9 protein-coding genes are annotated in these 22,329 nt (G+C 72.1%); 5 read left to right on the top strand and 4 right to left on the bottom strand.

All coding sequences use genetic code 11. The features are described from left to right. Positions 1 to 13 precede the first annotated feature (13 nt). From ACZ6S8_RS25930 to ACZ6S8_RS25910, 5 genes are all read left to right on the top strand, one after another. Positions 14 to 6,379, top strand: coding sequence for an amino acid adenylation domain-containing protein (locus tag ACZ6S8_RS25930; protein ID WP_469459580.1), 6,366 nt, complete (start codon positions 14 to 16; stop codon positions 6,377 to 6,379). Positions 6,380 to 6,464: 85 nt separating this feature from the next. Then, positions 6,465 to 7,241, top strand: a complete 777-nt coding sequence (locus ACZ6S8_RS25925) for an SDR family NAD(P)-dependent oxidoreductase (protein WP_376396287.1) — start codon at positions 6,465 to 6,467, stop codon at positions 7,239 to 7,241. A gap of 74 nt (positions 7,242 to 7,315) precedes the next feature. Next, positions 7,316 to 8,269, top strand: coding sequence for a TauD/TfdA family dioxygenase (locus tag ACZ6S8_RS25920; RefSeq protein WP_469459722.1), 954 nt, complete (start codon positions 7,316 to 7,318; stop codon positions 8,267 to 8,269). Positions 8,270 to 8,402: 133 nt separating this feature from the next. After that, positions 8,403 to 18,503 (top strand): amino acid adenylation domain-containing protein, encoded by a 10,101-nt coding sequence (locus ACZ6S8_RS25915; protein WP_469459577.1) that lies wholly within the window; start codon positions 8,403 to 8,405, stop codon positions 18,501 to 18,503. An 88-nt stretch (positions 18,504 to 18,591) separates the two neighbouring features. Continuing rightward, positions 18,592 to 18,810 (top strand): MbtH family protein, encoded by a 219-nt coding sequence (locus tag ACZ6S8_RS25910; RefSeq protein ID WP_365781151.1) that lies wholly within the window; start codon positions 18,592 to 18,594, stop codon positions 18,808 to 18,810. Between the two features lie 196 nt (positions 18,811 to 19,006). Here ACZ6S8_RS25910 and ACZ6S8_RS25905 read toward each other — a convergent pair whose 3' ends face one another. From ACZ6S8_RS25905 to ACZ6S8_RS25890, 4 genes are all read right to left on the bottom strand, one after another. Continuing rightward, positions 19,007 to 19,339 (bottom strand): hypothetical protein, encoded by a 333-nt coding sequence (locus ACZ6S8_RS25905; RefSeq protein WP_469459575.1) that lies wholly within the window; start codon positions 19,337 to 19,339, stop codon positions 19,007 to 19,009. Between the two features lie 309 nt (positions 19,340 to 19,648). Further along, positions 19,649 to 20,425, bottom strand: coding sequence for a hypothetical protein (locus tag ACZ6S8_RS25900; protein WP_469459573.1), 777 nt, complete (start codon positions 20,423 to 20,425; stop codon positions 19,649 to 19,651). 456 nt (positions 20,426 to 20,881) lie between these two features. Then, positions 20,882 to 21,418: a flavin reductase family protein gene (locus ACZ6S8_RS25895; RefSeq protein WP_469459571.1), complete on the bottom strand. Its 537-nt coding sequence runs from the start codon at positions 21,416 to 21,418 to the stop codon at positions 20,882 to 20,884. A 71-nt stretch (positions 21,419 to 21,489) separates the two neighbouring features. Continuing rightward, on the bottom strand, positions 21,490 to 22,329 hold the full coding sequence (locus tag ACZ6S8_RS25890; protein ID WP_469459569.1) for an alpha/beta hydrolase: 840 nt from the start codon (positions 22,327 to 22,329) through the stop codon (positions 21,490 to 21,492).

Genomic DNA, 22,329 nt, shown 5'->3' with positions numbered 1-22,329 from the left:
CGAAGGAGCCGCGATGCCCACCAGCACAAGGACGCAGGAGAGCCCGCCTCCCGCGCGGTCGTCCCTGGAGGCGGCACTGCCGCTGACTCCGCTCCAGGAGGGAATGCTCTTCCACGCGCTGTACGACGACGAGGCGATCGACGTCTACGCGATCCAGGTCGCGCTCGCGCTGGACGGGCCGCTGTCGGCGGACGCGCTGCGGGCGGCCGCGGACGAGGTGCTCGGCAGGCACGCGGCACTGCGCGCCGGCTTCCAGCTCCGCAAGTCCGGCCTGCCGGTCCAGCTCGTCCGCCGCGACGTCCGCGTCCCATGGTCCGAGCTGGACCTCCGCGGCCTGCTGCCGGAGGAGCAGCAACGGCGGCTGAACCGCTACCGGGCCGCGGACCGGGCCGAGGGCTTCGACATGGCACGTCCGCCACTGATCCGGCTGACACTGGTGCGCCTGGCCGACCGGCGTCACGTCCTGGTGATGACGTACCACCACATCCTCCTCGACGCATGGTCCTTCCAGATCGTGCTGGACGACCTGTTCACGCTGTACGCCCAGGACGCCGACCCGGCCGGTCTCGTCCGCGTCGTGCCCTTCGAGGGGTACCTGGCCTGGCTGGCCGCCCAGGACCGGCAGGCCGCGCAGGACGCCTGGGCTGCCGCCCTGGACGGGCTGGAGGAAGGGACCCTCATCGCCGCCGGCCGCCCCGCACGGGGACCGGCGACGCTGCCGAGGCTGGCCTCCACCGAGCTCTCCCCGGAGCTGACCGCCGACCTGACGGAAGCCGTACGCGCCGCAGGGCTGACCCTCAACACCGTGCTCCAGGGCATCTGGGCGCTGACGCTCAGCGGTCTGACGGGACGCCAGGACGTGGTGTTCGGCCAGACGGTGTCGGGACGGCCCGCCGAGCTGGACGGCGTCGAGGGCATGGTCGGCCTGTTCATCAATGCCGCTCCCGTACGGGTAAGGCTCGACCCGGCCGAGCCGCTGGCGGCGCTCCTCGCCCGCGTACAGCGCGAGCAGGCCGATCTGGAGCCGTTCCACCACCTGGGTCTGGCCGAGATACAGCGCGGCGCCGGTCTGGGCGACCTGTACGACACCGCCGTCGCGTTCGCCAGCGCACCGCTGGACTGGGATGCCGTACCGACCTACCGCGACCTGCGGGTCACTCTTGCGGAGGACGCGGCCCAGGAGCAGCCCGAGGGCTGGACCCACTACCCGCTCAACCTGTCCGCCCAGCCGGGCCGGACCCTGCGACTGGCACTCAGCTACGACGGCGACCTCTTCGAAGGACCTGCCGCCGACCGGCTCATGACCCGGCTGCGCATGCTGCTCAGCACGTATCTGGATGCCCCCCGCACCTTGGTCGGCCGCATCGAGCTGTTCACGCAGGAGGAGCGGGCGCGGGCCGTGCACCAGGGGAACGACACCCGGCAACCGTTGCCGGACACGACTCTGCCCGCCCTGTTCGCGGCACAGACCGCCCGCACGCCCGAGGCCACGGCCCTGGTGTTCGAGGACCGCTCGCTGTCCTACGGGGCCTTCGCCCGCCGGGTGGCGGAGCTCGCGGATGTGCTGCGGGCGCGCGGAGTGGGCGGCGGGGACTTCGTGGCGGTGGCGGTGCCCCGCTCGGTGGAACTGGTGGTGGCGCTGCACGCGGTACTGGCCGCCGGGGCCGCCTACGTCCCTGTGGACCCCGACTACCCGGCGCAGCGGATCGGCTGGATCCTTGAGGACTCGGCCCCCCGGCTGCTGCTGACCACCGCCGCGGTCGCGGCGCTCCTGCCGCCGTGCCCGGTGCCCCGGCTCCTCCTCGACCAGCCGCTGCCGTCGGCCGCCCCGGCCGCCCCGGCCCGGCGGCCGGTCGGCGCCGACCCGGCCTACGTGATCTTCACCTCCGGCTCCACGGGGCGCCCCAAGGGCGTCGTGGTGCCGCACTCCGCGATCGTCAACCGGCTTCTGTGGATGCAGGACCGCTACCCGCTGGAGCCGGGCGACCGGGTACTGCAGAAGACCCCGTCGGGGTTCGACGTATCGGTGTGGGAGTTCTTCTGGCCGCTGCAGACCGGTGCGGCGCTGGTGGTCGCCGCACCGGGCGGACACAAGGACGCCGCCTATCTGGCCGCCCTGATCCGGCGCGAGTCGGTGACCGTCGCCCACTTCGTCCCTTCGATGCTCCAGGTCTTCCTCCAGGAGCCGACCGCCGACGGCTGCACCAGCCTGCGGCAGGTCTTCTCCAGCGGGGAGGCGCTGTCCTCGGAAACCCAGAACCGCTTCTTCGAGCGCCTCGGCGCGAGCCTGCACAACCTCTACGGACCCACGGAGGCGGCCGTCGACGTCACTCACTGGGACTGCCGCCCCGACGAGGAGCACACGGCCAGTACGTCCGTCCCGATCGGCAGGCCGGTGTGGAACACCCAGGTGTACGTGCTGGATCCGGCCCTGCGTCCGGTCGCCCCGGGCGTACCCGGCGAGCTGTACCTGGCAGGGCGGCAGCTCGCCTCGGGATACGTGGACCGGCCGGGGCTGACAGCCGAACGGTTCGTCGCCAACCCGTTCGCCCCCGAGGGAAAGCGGATGTACCGCACGGGGGACGTGGTGCGCCGCACCCCCGACGGTGACCTCGAATACCTCGGGCGGTCGGACGACCAGGTGAAGATCCGCGGCCTGCGCGTGGAGCTCGGCGAGATCGAGGCGGTACTGGCCCGGCACGAAGCCGTCGCCCAGGTCGCGGTCGTGGTGCGGGAGGACCAGCCGGGCGTGCAGCGCCTGGTCGCCTACACCGTGCCGGCCGGACCTGCGGCTGACCCGCAGGAGCTGCTGGACCTGGCGGCGGCCGCGCTGCCCGACTACATGGTGCCCGCGGCGCTCGTACAGGTGGCCGAGCTGCCCCTGACGCCCAACGGCAAGCTCGACCGCAAGGCGCTGCCGGCTCCCGCGCTCGTTCGCGCCGTCGGCGGCAGAGCGGCGCACGGCGCCGTCGAGAAGCAGCTCGCGGAGCTGTTCGCGGCGGTGCTCGCCGTGCCGGAGGTGGGAGCGGAGGACAGCTTCTTCGACCTGGGCGGCGACTCGATCGTCTCGATCCAGCTCGTCGCGCGGGCCCGCCGGGCCGGACTGGCGCTCACCCCCAAGGACGTGTTCACCCACCGCACCGTCGCCGCGCTCGCCCTGGTGGCGCGCCCGGCGCGGGACGCCGTGCAGGAGGCGCCCGGGGCCGGCGTCGGAGAGATGCCCGCGACCCCGATCACGCAGTGGCTGAGCGAGCGCAAGGGGCCGAGCGACGGCTTCCACCAGGCGACCCTGCTCCAGGTGCCCCCGCTCGCCCGCACGGACCTGCTCACCGCCTCCGTACAGGCGGTGCTGGACAGACACGACGCCCTGCGGATGCGGCGCACGGCGCGGGACGCGGGCCCCACGTGGGAGCTGGACATCGCACCGGCCGCGGCCGTACGGGCCGAGGACTGCGTGCGCCGCGTCGGAGTCGAGGGGCTGGACGCCGCCGCTCTGCGGGCCCGTATCACCACGGAGTCGGCCCGCGCGGTCGCCGAACTCGCCCCCGACGAGCGGCGGATGGTGCGCTTCGTCTGGTTCGACGCCGGTCCCCGGGACGCGGGACGGCTGCTCGTGGTGGCCCACCACCTCGTCGTGGACGGCGTTTCCTGGCGGATCCTGCTGCCTGATCTGCGGGTGGCGTGGGAGGCGGTCGAGGGCGGCGGAACACCCGACCTCGCCCCCGTCCCGACCTCGCTGCGCACCTGGGCGCACCGGCTGTCCGAAGCGGCCGCCGATCCGGCCAGGACCGCCGAAATCCCGCTGTGGGAGGGCATGTTGCGTGCCGGAGACGATCCCGCGCTGGCGGCGAGCCCGTTGGACCACACACGTGACGTGCACGGCACCGCCCGGTCGCTGACCCTGCGACTGACCGCCGAACACACCGAGCCCCTGCTCACCACGGTGCCTGCCGCCTACCGCGCGGGAATCGACGACGTCCTGCTGACGGCGCTCGCACTGGCGGTCGCATCGTGGCGGCGGGAGCGCGGCCTGGGCGAGGGCACCGGGGTGCTGGTGAACCTGGAGGGGCACGGCCGCGAGGAGATCGCGGCGGAGCTCGACCTGTCGCGCACCGTGGGCTGGTTCACCAGTCTCCATCCCGTACGCCTCGATCCCGGCGTGCGGGACTGGGAGGAGGCGGACGGGGTAGGACCCCTGCTGGGCACGGCCCTCAAGCGGGTCAAGGAGCAGCTGCGCGCGATTCCCGACCACGGCATCGGCTACGGAATGCTGCGCCACCTCAATCCGCAGACGGCCGCCGTGCTCGGCGCGCTGCCCGTCCCGCAGCTGGGCTTCAACTACCTGGGCCGTTTCGCGGGTTCCGACGGCGGACACTGGCAGCCCGCGGCCGAGTCGGACGCCACGGGTCCGGCGGCGGACGCCGGGCTGTCCCTGCCGCACGTGCTCGACATCAACGCGGTGACCGAGGACCTGCCGACCGGCCCGCAGCTGGTCGCCTCGTTCACCTGGCCCGGCGCGCTGCTGGCCGAGGACGATGTGCGACGGCTGGGGGAGGCCTGGCTGGCCGCGCTCCGTGCGCTGGTCGCGCACACCTCCCGGCAGGGTTCCGGCGGGCTCACCCCCACGGACGTGCTGCCGGCCGTGGTGGGACAGCGGGAGCTGGAACTTCTGGAGTCGGCGTGGGCGGACCGCGGACTTCAGGACGTCCTGCCGCTGACCCCCGTACAGGAGGGGCTGCTCTTTCACGCCTGCTACGACAGGCAGGCACCGGACGTGTACCACGTACAGCTGGTCGTCGAGCTGGAGGGCGCACTCGACGCGGAGGGACTGCGTGCCGCGTGCCAGGCCTTGACCGACCGGCACCCCGCGCTGCGCGCGGCCTTCACCCAGACGGCTTCCGGCACCCCGGTGCAGCTGATCCCCGGCAGCGTGCCGGTGCCGTGGCACGAGGACGACCTGCGGGGCGACGGACGGACGGGCAACGGACCGGCGGACGACGGACGGAGGGGCGACGGACCGCAGGGCGACGGGCCGACCGAGGACGGCCGTGCACGAGAACGGCTGGACGCGTTCCTCACCGAGGACCGGATCCGCAGGTTCGACCCGTCCCGTGCCCCGTTGCTTCGCTTCACCCTGCTGCGGCTGGGCGCGGAGCGCCACGCGCTGGTCTTCACCAGCCACCACCTGCTCGCCGACGGCTGGTCGGTCTCCCTGATGCTGCGGGACCTCTTCGCGCTCTGGTCGCCGGACGCCCAGGACGTCGGCCGGACACCCCCGGTTCCGGTACGCCGCTACTACGAGTGGCTGGTCGCACAGGACACGGTCGCCGCGGAGTGCGCCTGGCGGGCGGCGCTGGACGGCCTGAGTGGCCCCACCCTGCTCGCGGTGGCCGCGGACACCGGTTCCCTGCCGTCGCTGCCGCTGAGCTCCGGCGTCGAACTCCCCGAGGACCTCACGGCCGAAGTGGCCGCCCGGGCACGCTCCTGCGGGCTGACGCTCAACACCGTGGTGCAGGGGGCGTGGGCGCTGGTGCTCCACCACCTCACCGGCCAACGGGACGTGGTGTACGGGGCGACGGTGTCGGTGCGCCCGCCGGAGCTGCCCGGCGTCGAGGAAATGGTCGGGCTGCTGATCAGCACGGTGCCCGTACGGGTCCGGCTGGACCCCGCCGAGACACTGGCGGCTCTCCTCGACCGGGTGCAGACGGAGCAGGTCGCGCTGGCCCCGCACGCGCACCTGGGCCCGGCGGCGGTACAACGCGTGGCCGGGCTGGGGCCGCTGTACGACACCTCCATGGTGTTCGAGAACTTCCCGCGTACCGCCGATCATCCCGAGCTGCCGGGTACGGGCCTGCGGATCGCCGGATTCTCGGGCCGCGACGCGTACCACTACCCGCTCAAGCTCATGGCCGTTCCCGGTGACCGGCTGTACCTGGAGGTCAGCCACCGTCCCGAACTCGTCACCGCCGCACAGGCCGAGGAGGCCCTCGGGCGCCTGCGGACGCTGCTGACGGAATTCGCCGCCGACCCGTCCGTGCGGGTCGACGGCCTGCTGCGGCCCGCGTCTGAGCCCGTCGCTCCCGTGACCACGGGCCCCGCCGCGCCCGCCCCCGTCACGCGGGGGGCACCCCGCGCGGTGGCGGAACTGTGCGCCCTGGCCGGGGCGGTACTGGGCAGGCAGGAGCTCTCCGCGGACGCCGACTTCTTTGCGCTCGGCGGCGATTCCTTGCGGGCATTGCGACTGGCCGGACGTATGCGCGAGGTGTTCGGCGCTCCTGTCGATGTCTCTGTCGTATTCCGCGGCCGCACACCTGCCGGAATGGCGGCAGTACTGGCACGGCAGGGAACCGGTATTTCCGGAGTGCGCCACACCTCATGAGAATTGCCGGGCCGCTGCCTGTTCCGGGAATCCGCACTTTGCCACCATAAAAAAGCAACGAACCTCAGCAGCAAGGAGCTCGGCCGTGCGGATCATCGCGATAACCGGTGCCTCAAGTGGAATAGGGCTTGCGACGGCGGCACGTTTCGCCGAGGGCGGCGACCGGGTCTACAACCTGGACACGCAGCGGCCCCTGGCCCGGCACGAGGGCGTGACGTGGTGCGAGACGGACGTCGCCGGCTGGGACGCCGTCGACAGCACGCTCGGCCGCATTCACGACGAGCACGGCCGCCTCGACGTGGTGATCGCGAACGCGGGCATCAGCATCCGGCACGGCGTACTGGACATCACCGAGGAGCAGGCACGCCGGGTCGTCGACGTCAACCTGCTCGGCGTGCTGGGCACCTGGCGGGCGGCAGCGCGCCGGATGGTGGCCAGGGGCGAGGGAATCCTGCTGGCCACCGCCTCGGTGAACGGCCATAGAGGGTTCCCCCACTACGCGGACTACAACGCCACCAAAGCCGGTGTGGCGGCACTGTGCAGGACCTTCGCGATGGAGCTGAGCCCCGTGGTCCGGGTGGCCTGCGTCTCGCCCGGTGCGGTGCTGACGCCCATGCAGCTGGCGGAGTACACACCGCGGATGCTGGCGGAGGTGAACGCCCGGATTCCCGCGGGCCGGCACGCAGATCCTGCGGAGATCGCGGCGGCCTTCCACTACCTCGCTTCGCCCGAGGCCGGCTTCATGACCGGCCAGGAACTCGTCATCGACGGCGGGGAGATCACCGGTTCCACGACTTCCGACTTCGGTACGGCGCATTGCGCGACGGCCGAGACGGACCGAATCGAAATCCGTTCCCGGTAACGCACCATCCGAGGGGAGACGTCATGAGAAATTCAATTGACTACACACTGAGCGGCGACGAGGTCGATGGCCTCATGAAATCCGTGAGCGAATTGAGAGAAGGCGGCCTCTCGCCGGTCGAACCGGAGTTCTACGACAAGTACCGGGACTTTCAGGAAATCCTTCCGGTCGGCCTGCGGAGATTCCTGGAGAAATTCCGTGACGACCCGGCATCGGCCGTCTGCCAGGTTCACGGATTCCCCGTCGACGACGCCGCCGCGGGGCCGACCCCGGAACACTGGGAGCGGCCCGAGGGGTACGGGTCCACCGTCGAGTCGGACATCTACCTGGCCATGTGCGGCTCGGCGCTGGGCGACCCGTTCGCCTGGGCGACGCTCCAGTACGGACGCATGGTGCAGGACGTCTTCCCGATCAGGGGCGACGAGCGGCGCGAGAGCGGGCACGGCAGCGACGCGTATCTGAACTTCCACACCGACGACGCGTTCCGCCCCGACTCCTGCGACTACCTGCTGCTCTTCGGCGTGCGCAACCCCGACGTCGTCCCGACGTACGTGGCGGCCGTGCAGGACGTCGTCCTCCGTGACGAGGACCGTGCCCTGCTGTCCGAGAAGCGCTTCCACATCCTTCCCGACGACGAGCACATACGGCAGCTGGCGCTGAGGGCGCCCGGCGATCCCGCGCTCCGGCGTGCCGTCGAGATGCGCGACCGCCCGGAGCCGGTCTCCGTTCTCTTCGACGATCCGCGCAACCCCCACGTCCGGCTGGACGTGCCGTTCATGCGCTGCGTCGATGACGACCCGGCGGCCGAACGGGCGCTGCGCGCCCTGCTCGACGAGCTGGAACGGGTGCGACGGCCACTGGTCGCGGCCCGCGGAACGCTCCTGATCCTCGACAACCGCAGTGTCGTGCACGCCCGCGAGTCCTTCCGGGCGCGCTACGACGGCACCGACCGCTGGCTCCGCAAGATCGTCGTCAGCCGCGACCTGTCCACCGACGGCGTCCGGCCCCTGAGCCGGGTCCTGCTGTAGCCCCCGTAGCCCCTGTAGCCCTCCCGGACGCACGCCACACCGGCGTTCGCCCGCCACACCGGCACACGCCACCCCACCACACCGGCACACGCCGCCCCGCGCATTCGCCGATCAGCAAAGGGAAAGAAGAGACATGAACCAGCCCGCCGTGCAGACCGCGCAGGCGCCGGAGGCCATCAGCACGGCGGACTCCCGCACGCCGCGAACACACCGAACGCACCGCCAGGATCTGCTGAGCACCCTGTTCGAAGAGATCCTCGGGGCGACGGACGTCGGCATCGACGACAGCTTCTTCGAACTGGGCGGCGACTCCATCGCCTCGATCGAACTGGTCACCCGGGCCCGCGCGGCGGGCCTCGCCCTGGAGTACCGCGACATCTTCGAGGGCGAGACGGTCGCGGCGCTGGCCGAGGCCGCCACGGAGGTCGTGGCGGGGTCGGACTTCGTACCTGCCCAGGGGCCGCTGGTGCCGCTCGACGCCGACGAGCAGGCGGACGTGGAGGCCGCGTTCGCCTCGTCGGGCCCGGTGCAGGAGGTGTGGCCGCTCACCCCGCTCCAGGAGGGCCTGCTCTTCCACGCCCTGTACGACCAGGACAAGGCCGACCCCTATCTGGTCCAGGCACCGCTGGTGCTGTCGGGAGAGGTGGACACCGGGCGGCTTCGGGCGGCGTTCGCGGAGTTGCTGGACCGGCATGCGAGCCTGCGCGCGGGCTTCCTGGTACGTCGTACCGGTACGCCGGTGCAGGTGGTGCCGGCCGGGGTCGAGCTCCCGTGGTGCGAGGTCGACCTCAGCGGCGTCGACGAAGCGGAGCACCCGGCACGGCTCGGCCGACTGCTGGCACAGGACCGGCTGGACAGGTTCGACCCGGTGGCACCGCCGTTGATGCGCGCGAAGCTGGTCCGCCTGTCGGCGGAGCGGCACGTCCTGGTACTGACGAGCCATCACATCCTGTGGGACGGCTGGTCGATGTCGCGGGCGCTGGGCGAGGTATTCGGCCGCGGGCTGGGGGAGGGGAGCGCCGGACTTCCGGAGGTCGTGCCGTTCCGCGACTACCTGGCCTGGCTGTCGGTCCAGGACCAGGACGAGGCGCTCACCGCGTGGGCCGCGGCCCTGGAGGGACTCGAAGAGCCCACCCTGGTCGCCCCCGGCGTCGACGGTTCGCTGCCCTCGCTGCCCGCCAGGACCGTCGGCCGCCTGGACGAGGCAGCCTTCGCCCGGCTGGAATCGGTCGCACGGACCCGCGGGCTGACCATGAACACGGTGGTGCAGGGCGCCTGGGCGCTCCTGCTGTCCGGTCTGACCGGACAGCAGGACGTGGTCTTCGGTTCCACCGTCTCGGGCCGCCCGCCGCAGGTACCTGGCGTCGAGGGGATCGTGGGCCTGCTCATCAACACCGTCCCCGTCCGGGTCCGTCTGGAACCGCAGGAGCCGGTGGACGCGCTGCTGGCCCGCATCCAGGAGCAGCAGTCGGCGCTCACGGCGTACCACTACCTCGGCCTCCAGAGCATCCAGCGCCACCAGGGAATCGGCGAACTCTTCGACACCTCCACCGCGTTCGAGAACTTCTCCAGGGAAACGGCCCACGACGACTCCTGGGACGCCGGATTCCTCCGCGGCCAGGACATGGACCTGCTGTCGTCCGAGGAGAGCCACTCGCCGGGATTCGCCCACTACCCGCTGAGCCTCGCGGTGTTCCCGGGCAAGGGCCTGAACTTCGAGGTCAGTTACCGCGGCGACCTGTTCGACACCGCGTTCGCCGAAGCCCTGGTGGAGCGGCTGTGCAGGCTGCTCACCCTCCTCGCCGCCGACCCCGGCCTCCCCGTCGGCCGGATCGACCTGCTCTCCGGACAGGAGCGGTCGCTGGTACTGAAGGAGTGGAGCGGCGCCGGAGCCGTGCGCGAGGGCGCCACCTCGACGATCGTCGCCGCGTTCGAGGCACAGGTCGCCCGCGACCCCGACACGATCGCCCTGGCCCACGGTGACGACCAGTGGTCCTACCGGCAGCTGAACGACCGGGCGAACCGGCTGGCCCGCGAACTCATCGCCGCGGGCATGGGCCCCGAAGCGCGCGTCGCCGTGGCGGTGCCCCGCGGCATGGACTGGATGACCGCCGTGCTGGCGGTGCTCAAGGCGGGCGGCTCGTTCGTACCGGTGGGCCCCGCCTCCCCGAACGAGCGGTCCCGGGCCGTCCTCACGGACGCCGCCCCCGCACTGCTGGTCACCTCGGGTGACTCCCCGTGGTCCCGGGAGCCCTTCGCGGGAACCCACGTGCTCCTCGACGCGGAGGCGACCAGGACCGCCGTCGCCGGCCGCTCCCCGGCCGACCTCACCGAGGCGGAGCGCGCGGGCGGACTGTTCCCCAGCAGTGCCGCGTACGTGATGTTCACCTCGGGGTCGACCGGTGTGCCCAAGGGCGTCGAGGCGACCCATGCCGACGTGGTGGCGCTGGCACGGGACAGCCGGTTCTCCGAGGGGCACGAGGTCGTACTGGCCCACTCGGCACTCACCTTCGACGGCTCCACCTACGAGCTGTGGGTGCCCCTGCTCTCCGGCGGCCGGGTCGTGCTCGCGCCCGCCGAACCCCTGACCGCCCTGCTCGTACGGGAACTGACCGAGCGGCACCGCGTCACCGGGATGTTCCTGACGACGGCGCTGTTCCACTCGTTCGCCCAGGACGACCCCGGCTGCCTGGCCGGACTGCGCGAACTGTGGACCGGCGGCGAGGCCGTGCGCGCTGAAGCGGTGCGACGGGTGCGCGAGGCCTGCCCCGGCCTCGTGGTCGTGGACGTGTACGGGCCGACGGAGACGACCGCCTTCGCCACCGCCTTCGCCCTGGCCCCCTCGGACGGCCTGCCCGCGTCGATGCCCATCGGGCGCCCGCTGGACGGAATGCGGACCTACGTCCTCGACCCCGCCCTGCGGCCGGTGGCCCCGGGCGTCTCGGGCGAGCTGTACATCGCAGGTGCGGGGCTGGCCAGGGGCTATCTGAACCGTCCGGACCTGACCGCGGAACGCTTCGTGGCCTGCCCGTTCGGCGAGAGCGGCACCCGGATGTACCGCACCGGGGACGTGGTCCGCTGGACGGCGGACGGCCAGCTGGAGTTCGTCGGACGCACAGACCACCAGGTCAAGATCCGCGGCTTCCGCATCGAACCGGGTGAGGTCGAGGCCGTGCTCAGCACCGTGCCCGAGGTCGGGCAGGTGGTGGTGATGGCCCGTGAGGACGAACGGGGCACCAAGCGTCTGGTCGCCTACGTGGTACCCGCGACCGGCACTCCCGCCGCACTGGACACCGACGCCCTCCGCGAGGCGGTCGCCGCGCGCCTCCCCGACTACATGGTTCCCGCGGTCTTCGTCGTGCTGGAGAGCTTCCCGGTCGCCGCGACGGGCAAGCTGGACCGCCGGGCCCTGCCGGAACCCGAGTTCACCGCAGCCGCCGACAGCCGCACCCCGCGCACCCCGCGCGAGGTGCTGCTGTGCGAGCTGTTCTGCGAGGTCCTCGGCGTGGCGACGGTCGGCATCGACGACAGCTTCTTCGAGCTGGGCGGTGACTCCATCACCTCCATCCAGCTCGCCGCCCGCGCCCACAGCGCCGGACTGAACCTCACACCACGCGACGTCTTCGCCCGCCTGACCGTGGCCGCGCTCGCCGAGACCGCTGCCGCCCTCACGACGCACGCCCCCGCCTTCGTACCGGTCCAGGGCCCCCTGGTGGCCCTGGAGGACGAGGAGCGCACCGAGATCGAGGCCGCGTTCGCGGCGGCGGGCCCGGTCCAGGACATCTGGCCGCTCACCCCCCTCCAGGAAGGCCTTCTCTTCCACGCCCTGTACGACGGGCAGGGCGCAGGACACGGCGTCGGGACGGACCGGGATTCCGCCGGGCCGCCGGACGCCTACCTCACCCAGATGCCGTTGGTCCTGTCGGGAAGGGTGAACCCGAGTGCGCTGCGCGGTGCGCTCCAGGGGCTGGTGGAGCGCCACGCGAATCTGCGTGCCGGTTTCCTGGTGCGCCGGGCCGGCCGGCCCGTGCAGGTGATCCCCGCGGGGGCGACGATCCCCTGGCGGGAGATCGACCTGACCGTCGTCCCGGAACCGGAGCGCGAGGCACGCCTGCGCGACCTCCTCCGGAAGGACCGCCACGTCCGGTTCGACCTGACCGCCCCGCCGTTGCTGCGCGCCCTGCTCGTCCGGCTCGCACCCGAGCGCCACGTCCTCGTACTGACGGGGCATCACATCCTCTGGGACGGCTGGTCGATGTCGCGTGCGATGGGTGACGTCTTCGGCCTGTACGAGGCCCAGGACGGGTGCGCGGAGCTGCCCGACGTGGTGCCGTTCCGGGACTACCTGGCCTGGCTGTCGGTCCAGGACCAGGACGAAGCACTCACCGCGTGGGCCTCGGCCCTGGAGGGCCTGGCGGAACCCACCCTGGCCGCCCCCGGTGCCGACAGCACCGCGGCGGCCCTGCCCACCCGTTGCCTCGGTCACCTCGACGAGGAGACCACCCGGCGGCTGACCGCCGTCGCCCGCAGTCGCGGACTGACGATGAACACGGTCGTGCAGGGCGTCTGGGCGCTCCTGCTGGCGGGGCTCACCGGTCAGCAGGACGTGGTCTTCGGCTCGACCGTCTCCGGCCGCCCGCCCGAGATCCCCGGCATGGACGACATCGTCGGCCTGCTCATCAACACGGTCCCCGTTCGCGTCCGCATCGATCCCGCCCAGCCCCTGGAAGGGCTCCTGTCCGGGATCCAGCGGCAGCAGGCCGACCTCACCCCGTACCACCACCTCGGACTGACCGACATCCAGCGCCACCTGGGACTCGGCGAACTCTTCGACACCTCGACCGTGTTCCAGAACATCCCGTGGGACGACGACGTGCTGTGCACCGCGGGCCTGGAGGTCAGCCCGTTCGACGACGAGACCCAGGGGTTCACGCACTTCCCGCTCAGCATCGACGTCTTCCCCGGGAACGAGCTGCGCATCGAAGTCAGCTACCGGCCCGACGTGTTCACCGCCCCGGAGGCCGAGCGGGTCGCGGAGCGGGTCGAGGGACTCCTCACCGTCTTCGCGAACGACCCCGCACGCCTCGTCGGAAGGGTCGACACCCTCACCCCGCAGGAGCGCCTCCCGCTGCTCGACGCGGGCAGCGGTACGCAGGTTCCCGTGCCGGAACTGACCGTGCCGGAGCTGTTCGAGGCCCAGGCCGCCGCGACCCCCGACGACGTCGCCGTGGTGTTCGGCGACGAGCAGGTGACGTACCGCGAACTCAACCGTCGTGCCAACCGACTCGCCCACCGGCTGATCGCCCTGGCCGCAGGACCGGACGAGCCGGTGGCGGTCATGGTGCCCCGCTCCGTCGACGCGGTCGTCGCGGTGCTGGGAACGATGAAGGCCGGCTGCGTCCACCTGCCGGTCGAGCTGTCCTGGCCGGCCGATCGCATCGCCTCGCTCCTCGCCGAGGTGCGCCCGGCCGCGGTGCTGACCACGACCGACGCCGCCCACAGGGTTCCCGCGGACAACGGCTCACCGTTCCTGCTCGTCGACACACCGGGCACCGGCTCCCCGTCCCACGACCCGCGGGACACGGAACGCGTCCGGCCGCTGCTGCCCTCGCACCTCGCCTACGTGATCCACACCTCGGGGTCGACGGGCCGCCCCAAGGGGGTCGCCATCACCCACCGCAACCTCGTCAACCTGCACCACGCCCAGATCAGCGCCTCCCTGCCCGCCGAAGCCGGCACCGGGTCCCGCAGGCTCAAGGTCGCGCTGGTGGCCGCCCTGGGCTTCGACGCGGCATGGGCCGACCTGCTGCGGATGGTCTCGGGCCACGAACTGCACCTGATCGGGGACGAACTGCGCCGGGACGCGCAGGGCCTGGTCGACTACTGCGCACGGCACGGGGTGGACTCGCTCAACCTCACTCCGCTGCATGCCAGGCAACTGCTGTCCGCCGGCCTGCTGCGCACCCCCGGATACCGGCCGCGGCTGATCTCGCTCGGCGGCGAGGCGGTCGACGAGTCGCTGTGGAGCGAGCTCGGCGCGAGCGGCGTGGCCACCTACAACCTCTACGGACCGAGCGAATGCGCCGTGGACTCGACGTACGGCCGCGTGATCGGCGGTACCCGGGCCCGCATCGGCCGCCCCCTGGAGAACACCCGGGTGTACGTCCTCGACGCGGCGCTGCGCCTGGTGCCGCCGGGGGTCCCGGGCGAGCTGTACATCGCCGGCGCGGGACTGGCCCGTGGCTACTTCGGCAGAGCGGGCCTGACGGCGGAACGGTTCGTGGCCTGCCCGTTCGGTGAGAGCGGCACCCGGATGTACCGCACCGGGGACGTGGTGCGCTGGACGGCGGACGGTGAGCTGGAGTTCGTCGGACGCACCGACCACCAGGTCAAGATCCGCGGCTTCCGCATCGAACTCGGGGAGATCGAAGCGGTGCTGGGAGCCCAGGCACCGGTGGGCCAGGTGGTGGTGCTCGCACGTGAGGGCCAGCCAGGGGTGAAGCGTCTGGTCGCCTACGTGGTGCCCGCGACCGGCACTCCCGAGGGCCTCGACACCGACGCACTGCGCGAGGCGGTCGCCGCGCGCCTTCCCGACTACATGGTGCCCGCCGCGGTGATGGCCCTGGACGCGCTGCCGCTGACGCCCATCGGCAAGCTGGACCGCCGGGCCCTGCCCGAGCCGGAGTTCACCGGAGCAGCCGACAGCCGCGCCCCGCGCACCCCGCGCGAAGCGATCCTGTGCGAGCTGTTCGCCGAAATCCTCGGCGTGAGCGGCGTCGGCATCGACGACAGCTTCTTCGAACTCGGCGGCGACTCCATCGCCTCCATCCAGTTCGCCGCCCGCGCCCGCAACACCGGACTCCACCTCACCCCTCGCGACCTGTTCACCGCGAGGACCGTCGCAGCCCTGGCGGAGATCTCCGACGAGGCGGCGCCCACCACCGGATTCGCCCCCGTGGACGGGCCGCTGGTGACGCTGAGCACCGACGAACGCGCCGAGATCGAGACAGCGTTCGCGCCCTCGGGTCCGCTCCACGACATCTGGCCGCTCACCCCCCTCCAGGAAGGCCTCCTCTTCCACGCCCACTACGACGACCAGAAGGCCGACCCCTATGTGATGCAGGCGCCGATGGTCCTGACCGGTGCACTGGACGTCACCGCGCTCCGGGCGGCCTTCCAGGGACTGGTACGACGCCACGCGAGCCTGCGCGCCGGTTTCCTGGTGCGCCGCTCCGGTGACGCCGTCCAGGTCGTACCGGAAGCACTGACGGTGCCCTGGCGGGAACTCGACCTCAGCGACCTGCCGGAGGCCGAGCAGCGGACGCATATCGAGCAACTGCTGCGCGAGGACCGGCTCGACCGGTTCGACCCGGCCGTACCGCCATTGCTGCGGGTCCTGCTCGTCCGTCTCGGCGCCGAGCGGCACGCGCTGGTCCTCACCAGCCACCACCTCATCTGGGACGGCTGGTCGATGACCCGGGCGCTGGCCGACGTCTTCGACCTCTACGAGACCCGGGGCGACGACGCCGCACTGCCCGCGGCGGTCTCCTTCCGGGACTACCTGGCCTGGCTCTCGGCCCAGGACGGTGAGAAGGCCCGCGGCGCGTGGAGCCAGGCCCTCGACGGGCTGGAGGAACCCACGCTCGTCGCCCCCGGGGCCGAGACGTCGCTGACCGTGCTCCCCGTGCGTACCCTCGACCACCTCGACGAGGAGACCACCCGGCGGCTGACCGCCGTCGCCCGTAGCCGCGGACTGACCATGAACACGGTCGTGCAGGGCGTCTGGGCGCTCCTGCTGGCGGGCCTCACCGGTCAGCAGGACGTGGTCTTCGGCGCCACCGTCTCCGGCCGCCCGCCCGAGATCCCCGGCATGGACGACATCGTCGGCCTGCTCATCAACACCGTCCCGGTGCGCGTCCGCATCGACCCCGCCCAGCCCCTGGAAGGGCTCCTGTCCGAGATCCAGCGGCAGCAGGCCGACCTCACCCCGTACCACCACCTCGGACTGACCGACATCCAGCGCCACCTGGGACTCGGCGAACTCTTCGACACCTCCACGGCGTTCCAGAACGTCCCGTGGGACGCCGACACCCTGCGCGCCCCTGGCCTGGAGGTCGGCCCCCTCACCGAGGAGGACACCCCGGTCATCCACTACCCGTTGAGCCTGACGGTCTACCCGGGCGCGCGGCTCCGGCTGGAGGTGAACTACCGGCCCGACCTCTACGCCGCGGCGCAGGGGCGGCAGCTGCTGGAGCGGCTGAAGAGCTTCCTCGTGACGGCGGCGAAGGACCCCGGGCGGCTCGTCGGACGGCTGGACGCGCTGTCCGAGCGGGAACGGTCGCTGGTGGTGAAGGAGTGGAACGACACCCACAGCCCGGTCGAGGCCGCGACGATGGCGGAACTGTTCGAGGGGCACGTGGCACGCGACGGTGGCGCGGTGGCCGTGGTGTGCGAGGGCACCCGGTGGTCGTACGCCGAGCTCGACGGCCGCGCCAACCAGTGGGCCCGCGAGCTGCTCGCCGCCGGGGTCGGCCCCGAGACCCGGGTGGTCGTCGCCCTGCCCCGCGGCCTGGACTGGGTGACCGCGGTACTGGCGGTGCTCAAGGCCGGCGGTGTGTTCGCGCCGGTGGACCTGGCGTACCCGCCGGAGCGGGTACGCCACGTCCTGGCCGACGCCGCACCGTTCTGCCTGATCACCTCGGCAGGGTCGGTCTGGGCCGGGGAACCCTTCGCCGGACACCGGATCCTCGCCGACGACGCGGCCTTCCGCGACTCCGTGGCCAGGCGGTCGGCCGCCGGACTCGGCCCGGCCGAACGACCGGCCGCCGCCCGTCCGCAGAACGCGGCGTACGTGATCTACACCTCCGGCTCGACCGGCGTGCCGAAGGGCGTCGAGGTCACCCATCAGGGCATCGCGAGCCTGGTACGGGCCCAGGTGGCCGCCACCGGGCTGACCCCCCGGAGCGTGGTGCTCCAGTTCTCCTCGCCCGGCTTCGACGCCATCGTGTTCGAGCTGTGCATGTCGCTCCTCACAGGGGCCCGGCTGGTGCTCGCCCCCGGCGAGTCACGTCTGCCAGGCGACCAGCTGGTCGACCTGATCGCCGCCCAGGGCGTCACGCACGCCGTCGTCGTCCCCTCGGTGCTGGCGGCGATCGACGCGGAGTCCGTACCGTCGATCTCCTCCCTGGTCGTCGCCGGTGAGGCACTGCCGCAGGAAATGGTGGACCGATGGGCCCCGGGACGGCAGATGCACAACGCCTACGGTCCGACCGAGTCGACCATCTGCGCGACGATCTCCCGGCCGCTGCTCGCGGAAAAGACGCCGCCGATCGGCCGCCCGCTCGTCAACACCGAGGTGTACGTCCTCGACGCGATGCTGCGGCCGGTTGCTCCCGGCACCGCGGGTGAGCTGTACGTGGCGGGCGCCGGACTGGCCCGGGGGTACGTCGGCCGATCCGCTCTGACCGGCGAGCGGTTCGTGGCCTGCCCGTTCGGCGCACCGGGTGCCCGGATGTACCGCACGGGTGACGTCGTGCGCTGGACGGCGGACGGTGAACTGGAGTTCGTCGGACGCGCCGACGACCAGGTCAAGATCCGCGGCTTCCGGATCGAGCTCGGCGAGGTCGAGTCGGCCCTGCGGTCCCACCTCGAGGTCGCAGGGGCGGCAGTGGTCGCCCGCGAGGACCAGCCCGGTACCAAGCGCCTGATCGCGTACGTGGTCCCGGCGGCGGGCCCGGCGGACCGGCTGGACCTCGACGCACTGCGCCGACGGGTCGAGTCGAGCCTGCCCGCCTACATGGTGCCGTCCGCCTTCGTCGCCCTGGACACGCTGCCGGTGACCGTGACCGGAAAGCTCGACCACCGGGCCCTGCCGGAGCCGGAGTTCGCCGGTGCACCGGACAGCAGGGCGCCCCGCACCCCGCACGAGGAACTGCTGTGCGACCTGTTCGCCGACGTGCTCGGCATCGCGAGGGCCGGCATCGACGACGACTTCTTCACGTTGGGCGGGGACTCCATCGCTTCGATCCAACTGGTGGCACGGGCACGCAAGGTCGGCCTCGGGCTGGCCCCGCGCGACGTCTTCGAAGCGAAGACGGTGGCCGGCATCGCCCGCATCGCCACCGTGATCGAGATTCCGGCGGCGGGAACGCCGACGCCGGTACCGGCAACCGCTCCGCTGATCTCACTCAGCGCCGAGGAGCTGGAGGAGTTCGAGGCGACCTGGGACGAGTGAGACGCCCGCTCCGCCACCCAAGAGCCGAACCCCACCCCACACTCCACACCCCCACCCCACTCCACACACCAAAGGAATTGAGGGCGTCATGACGAACCCGTTCGAGAACGAGAACTACTCCTACCTGGCACTGGTCAACGACGAAGGCCAGTTCTCCCTGTGGCCCGCATTCGCCGAGGTGCCCGCAGGCTGGACAGTCGTCCGCGGCCCTGCGGACAGGGACGTCTGCCTCGGCCACATCAACGAGCACTGGACGGACATGCGCCCCAAGAGCCTCGTCGCAGCGATGAGCGCCACAGCGGTCTGAGCAGAAAACCAGTAGGAGGCCCGGCCGCCCGGCGGCCGGGCCTCCTACCGTCCACCCGTCCACGCACGGGTCCGCCTGCTCGAACGCCTGCCGGGCACCCCTGACGTCTCGATGACGTGGCGCTGCTTCGCGGGTGTTCCCGGCGCCGAGCGCCGTGCTGCTCGCCGCGGCCCTCCCGGGCCGGGCCCGGACGAGGTCACAGCCGCTTGAGTCCGACGTACTGGAGGGCGGCGAAGCCACCGACCACCAGGCTCTGCAGCACGGTCCAGACCGCGCCGAGGCCGGTCGGGGACAGCAGGCCGGAGCCCACCGCCACCAGGCTGAGCACGACCCACAACAGGTTCGCCACGATGACCGCCGTCAGTCCCGTGCGGTTGATCTCCTTCCGCGTCCCGAGGGCCAGCACTCCCAGCGAGTAGAGGAGCAGGAACACCCCGACCGGGTATTGGACCGCCGTCGGGACGCCGAAGAAGGATTCGAGGACCGTGGCGAGCGCCAGGTGGGCGATGCCGTTGAGACCGGTGACCACGGCGTCCAGCCTGAGCGCCAGCCTCGCGAAACCGTCGGATCCTGTCGCCCTTGCGGATGAGGCAACCCGGTCGTACTGCGTCGAAGTCACTAGGACACGGTCTAAGAGCCGCATTCTCGCATTCAGGCAGGGCAGGCGGGGTGCGATCTCCAGCACGCCGGCGGATGTCGACTCCACGGGCCTGGACGGCAATTCCGCGCCGCAACGCCTGGTGTCCGGTTCGTGCAGCGAGGTGGCAGCGTATGGCGCGTGGGCTTCGGAGGACACCTTGGTGGTGAAGCCGAAACCGACGCGGTACCCCGGCACCCGTCAGTCGGTCAGCCGGCACACCCGGTCGTCGTCCGTCACCTCGTAGACGTCGATGTGCAGGAGTTGTCGGGTGTGGGCCGGCACGCGTGCGGCGGCCTTGAGGGAGGAGGACGGCACGACGAGGGCGTAGCGCGTGTGCGGGTCCTGGCTCGTCATGCGGCGCAGCAGTTGGCCATAGGCGATGTCGGCGTCGATGCCTTTCTCACTGGTGCGGCCCTTGGCCTCGCAGATCAGCCGTTCCCGGCCGCGTACGGCTTCCAGGGCGGTCCACCGGTCCGTGGGATCGATGGGTGTCCAGCCTTTGGCCAGCAGCCAGGTGCGGAAGGTGTCGGTGACCCGGTCCTCGTCACTGGCACGGGCCAGGATCTTCTTCAGTGCCGCCAGGTCGGCCGCTTCGTTGCGGCGCAGTCGTCCGCGGCCGTCCGCATCCAGGTCGGCGGGGCGGATGAGGACCAGGCGCAGCCCGTGCGCGGGGATCTGCTCATCGCGCCGGGCGTCGTACAGGGCGCGCTGCTCGCCGCGGTGGACACCGCTGACGGTGAGGCGGTTCGGCTTGTCAAAGTGAGGCATCGGCTGGTCGTGCTGCAGTTCGCGGTACTCGACCACCAGCTGATGGCCCGGCCAGAAGGCGTCGACCGGCAGTTGGACGCGACGGCCGCCTGATCCCGGATCTCCGAGCAGCCACTCGAACCTGTGCTGCGTCAGGGCGTTCTCCCCGAGGATCCGCTCGCACAACCCAACGACGTACGCCTCATCGCTGCCATCTCTCGTTGCCATGACCGGGCATCCTGCCACCCCCCATGGACCAGCAGCACCGGGCTGGCGAACCCAGAGCCTCGCCGCGCAGAAGACCGGCAACGACAAAGAGGCCGACTTGGCGGTCAACGCCCTGGCCCAGTCCGGTTCCCGAGCGAACGGCCGGGTCGGCGGAGGGCACTCCCGTCAGTCGAGGCGGAGGGCCTGGCGACCACAGAGCGCCTGGGGCGACTCCTGGCGTTGGCGTGAGATCGACAGCGACCTGCGGCGTCGAGCCGAACGGAAGCGGGCCCGAGGGCCAGGTGGCGTCCCTTGGGGACCAGTTGGGGACCAGCGCCCACGTCGGTGGGCGCACAGCATGTACGTATGCGCACGCTGTGCGCCCTGAGATTGTGCTGTATGTCCGGATTTTTCCTTCGGCCGTTTCAGAGCAATCTGAAACGGCCCCTCGATCGTTTCCGGGGGCCGCGCGGGCGGTCAGGCCGGGAGGTGGTGGGCTGCGGCGAAGGCGCCGTTGTGGTGGACCAGGGCGGTGGTGTCCTCGTGGACCGTGCCCGACTCCACCTCGCCGACGACCAGGAGGTGGTCGCCGATGTGCTGGCGCAGGGTGACGCGGGCCGTGAGCCAGGCCGGGACGCCCTCCAGCAGGGGGAGCCCGTCGGTGTCGGGCGTCCAGTCGATCCCCTCGAAGCGGTCGATGCCGCTGCGCGCGAACTGCCGGGCCAGGACGGTGTTGTGGGTGCCGAGCAGGTGCACGGCGAAGCGGTCCGCGCGGTGGACGGCGCCGGCGGTGGACGCGCCGAGGTCCAGGTAGAACGCCACCAGGGGCGGCCTGAGCGACACGGACGTGAACGAGGTGGCGGTGAACCCCGCCGGCCCGGGGACGGTGATCACCGTGACGCCCGCCGCGTGCCGTCGCAGTGTGTGGCGGAGCGTCTCTGCGGCCGAGGAGGCGGCGGGAGCCGCGGGGGCCGCGGGGGGCTGGTGGGTCACGGGGTGCGTGGAGATGGTCATGCCGGTTCCCTTCGGCTGGCGGGGCGGGGCGGGGGCGACGGCGGGCGGGTGCGGCGCCGTGGAGGGGGTGGTCACCACGCGCTCGACTCGACCACGACCAGCGGGACCAGTGCGTTGCGCAGGGTCTCCAGGAACGTGACGACCTCCGCGGCCACCGAGCGGTGCTGCACGTCGTTGAGGACGTCGTGGTGGGCGCCGCGGACCACCGACAACCGGGCGCGGGGCAGTGACGTGGCGACCCGGGCGAGGCCCTCCCGGTCCGCCAGTGGGTCGGCGTCCCCGACGAGCAGCAGCGCCGGGGCGGCGAGGACGGCTTCGTACGCGGCGTCGAGCAGGGAGTCCGCCACCGGTTCGTTGAGGGAACCCCGGCGCACGCCGGTGTCGGCGGTCAGTACGCCCCGGTGGGCGGGGCAGGAGGTGCGTACGTCGAGTTCCGCGTCCCAGGTGTCGGTGGAGCCGGTGGCGGACCCCGGCAGCCCCGCGAGCACGACACCGTCCGGACGCAGCGGCTCCTGCCGGGTGAGGAGCGCCGCCACGGCGGCGGCGCCGGAGTCGGCCCCCACCAGCACCAGCGGGCGCACCACGCCGGCGGCGGCCGCGGTGCCCTCGACGGCCTCCGCGAGCCGGGCGCCGAACGCGTCGAGCGAGCCGTCCGGGGCCCCGGCGTCGGTCCGCGGCGGGTCGACCACCCGTACGCGATAGGCGTCGGCGGCGAGCCGCTGGCCCAACCGGGCGTAGGTCGCCGGGGTTTCCCCGCGCCCGGGCACGACGATGACCGTGCCGCGGATGAGGAGGCCGTCGGGGCCGTAGTGGTCCGCGTGGTCCCTGGGGTCCCTGGGGTCCCCGTGGTCCGCGGGGTTCGGGTGATCAGCGTGCGGGGTACGGGGGGTGTCCTTCGCGGGGCGGGTCAT

The organism is Streptomyces sp. NPDC048461 (genome assembly GCF_055587105.1).
Note: the sequence above shows the minus strand (reverse complement) of the source record. Positions and strands in the feature narration are given on the sequence as shown.

Bases quoted from the DNA above. Each gene is read 5' to 3' on its own strand.
- ACZ6S8_RS25930 (WP_469459580.1), top strand. From the start codon at position 14: ATGCCCACCAGCACAAGGACGCAGGAGAGCCCGCCTCCCGCGCGGTCG.
- ACZ6S8_RS25920 (WP_469459722.1), top strand. From the start codon at position 7,316: ATGAAATCCGTGAGCGAATTGAGAGAAGGCGGCCTCTCGCCGGTCGAA.
- ACZ6S8_RS25900 (WP_469459573.1), bottom strand. From the start codon at position 20,425: ATGGCAACGAGAGATGGCAGCGATGAGGCGTACGTCGTTGGGTTGTGC.
- ACZ6S8_RS25895 (WP_469459571.1), bottom strand. From the start codon at position 21,418: ATGACCATCTCCACGCACCCCGTGACCCACCAGCCCCCCGCGGCCCCC.
- ACZ6S8_RS25910 (WP_365781151.1), top strand. From the start codon at position 18,592: ATGACGAACCCGTTCGAGAACGAGAACTACTCCTACCTGGCACTGGTC.
- ACZ6S8_RS25890 (WP_469459569.1), bottom strand. From the start codon at position 22,329: ATGACCCGCCCCGCGAAGGACACCCCCCGTACCCCGCACGCTGATCAC.
- ACZ6S8_RS25915 (WP_469459577.1), top strand. From the start codon at position 8,403: ATGAACCAGCCCGCCGTGCAGACCGCGCAGGCGCCGGAGGCCATCAGC.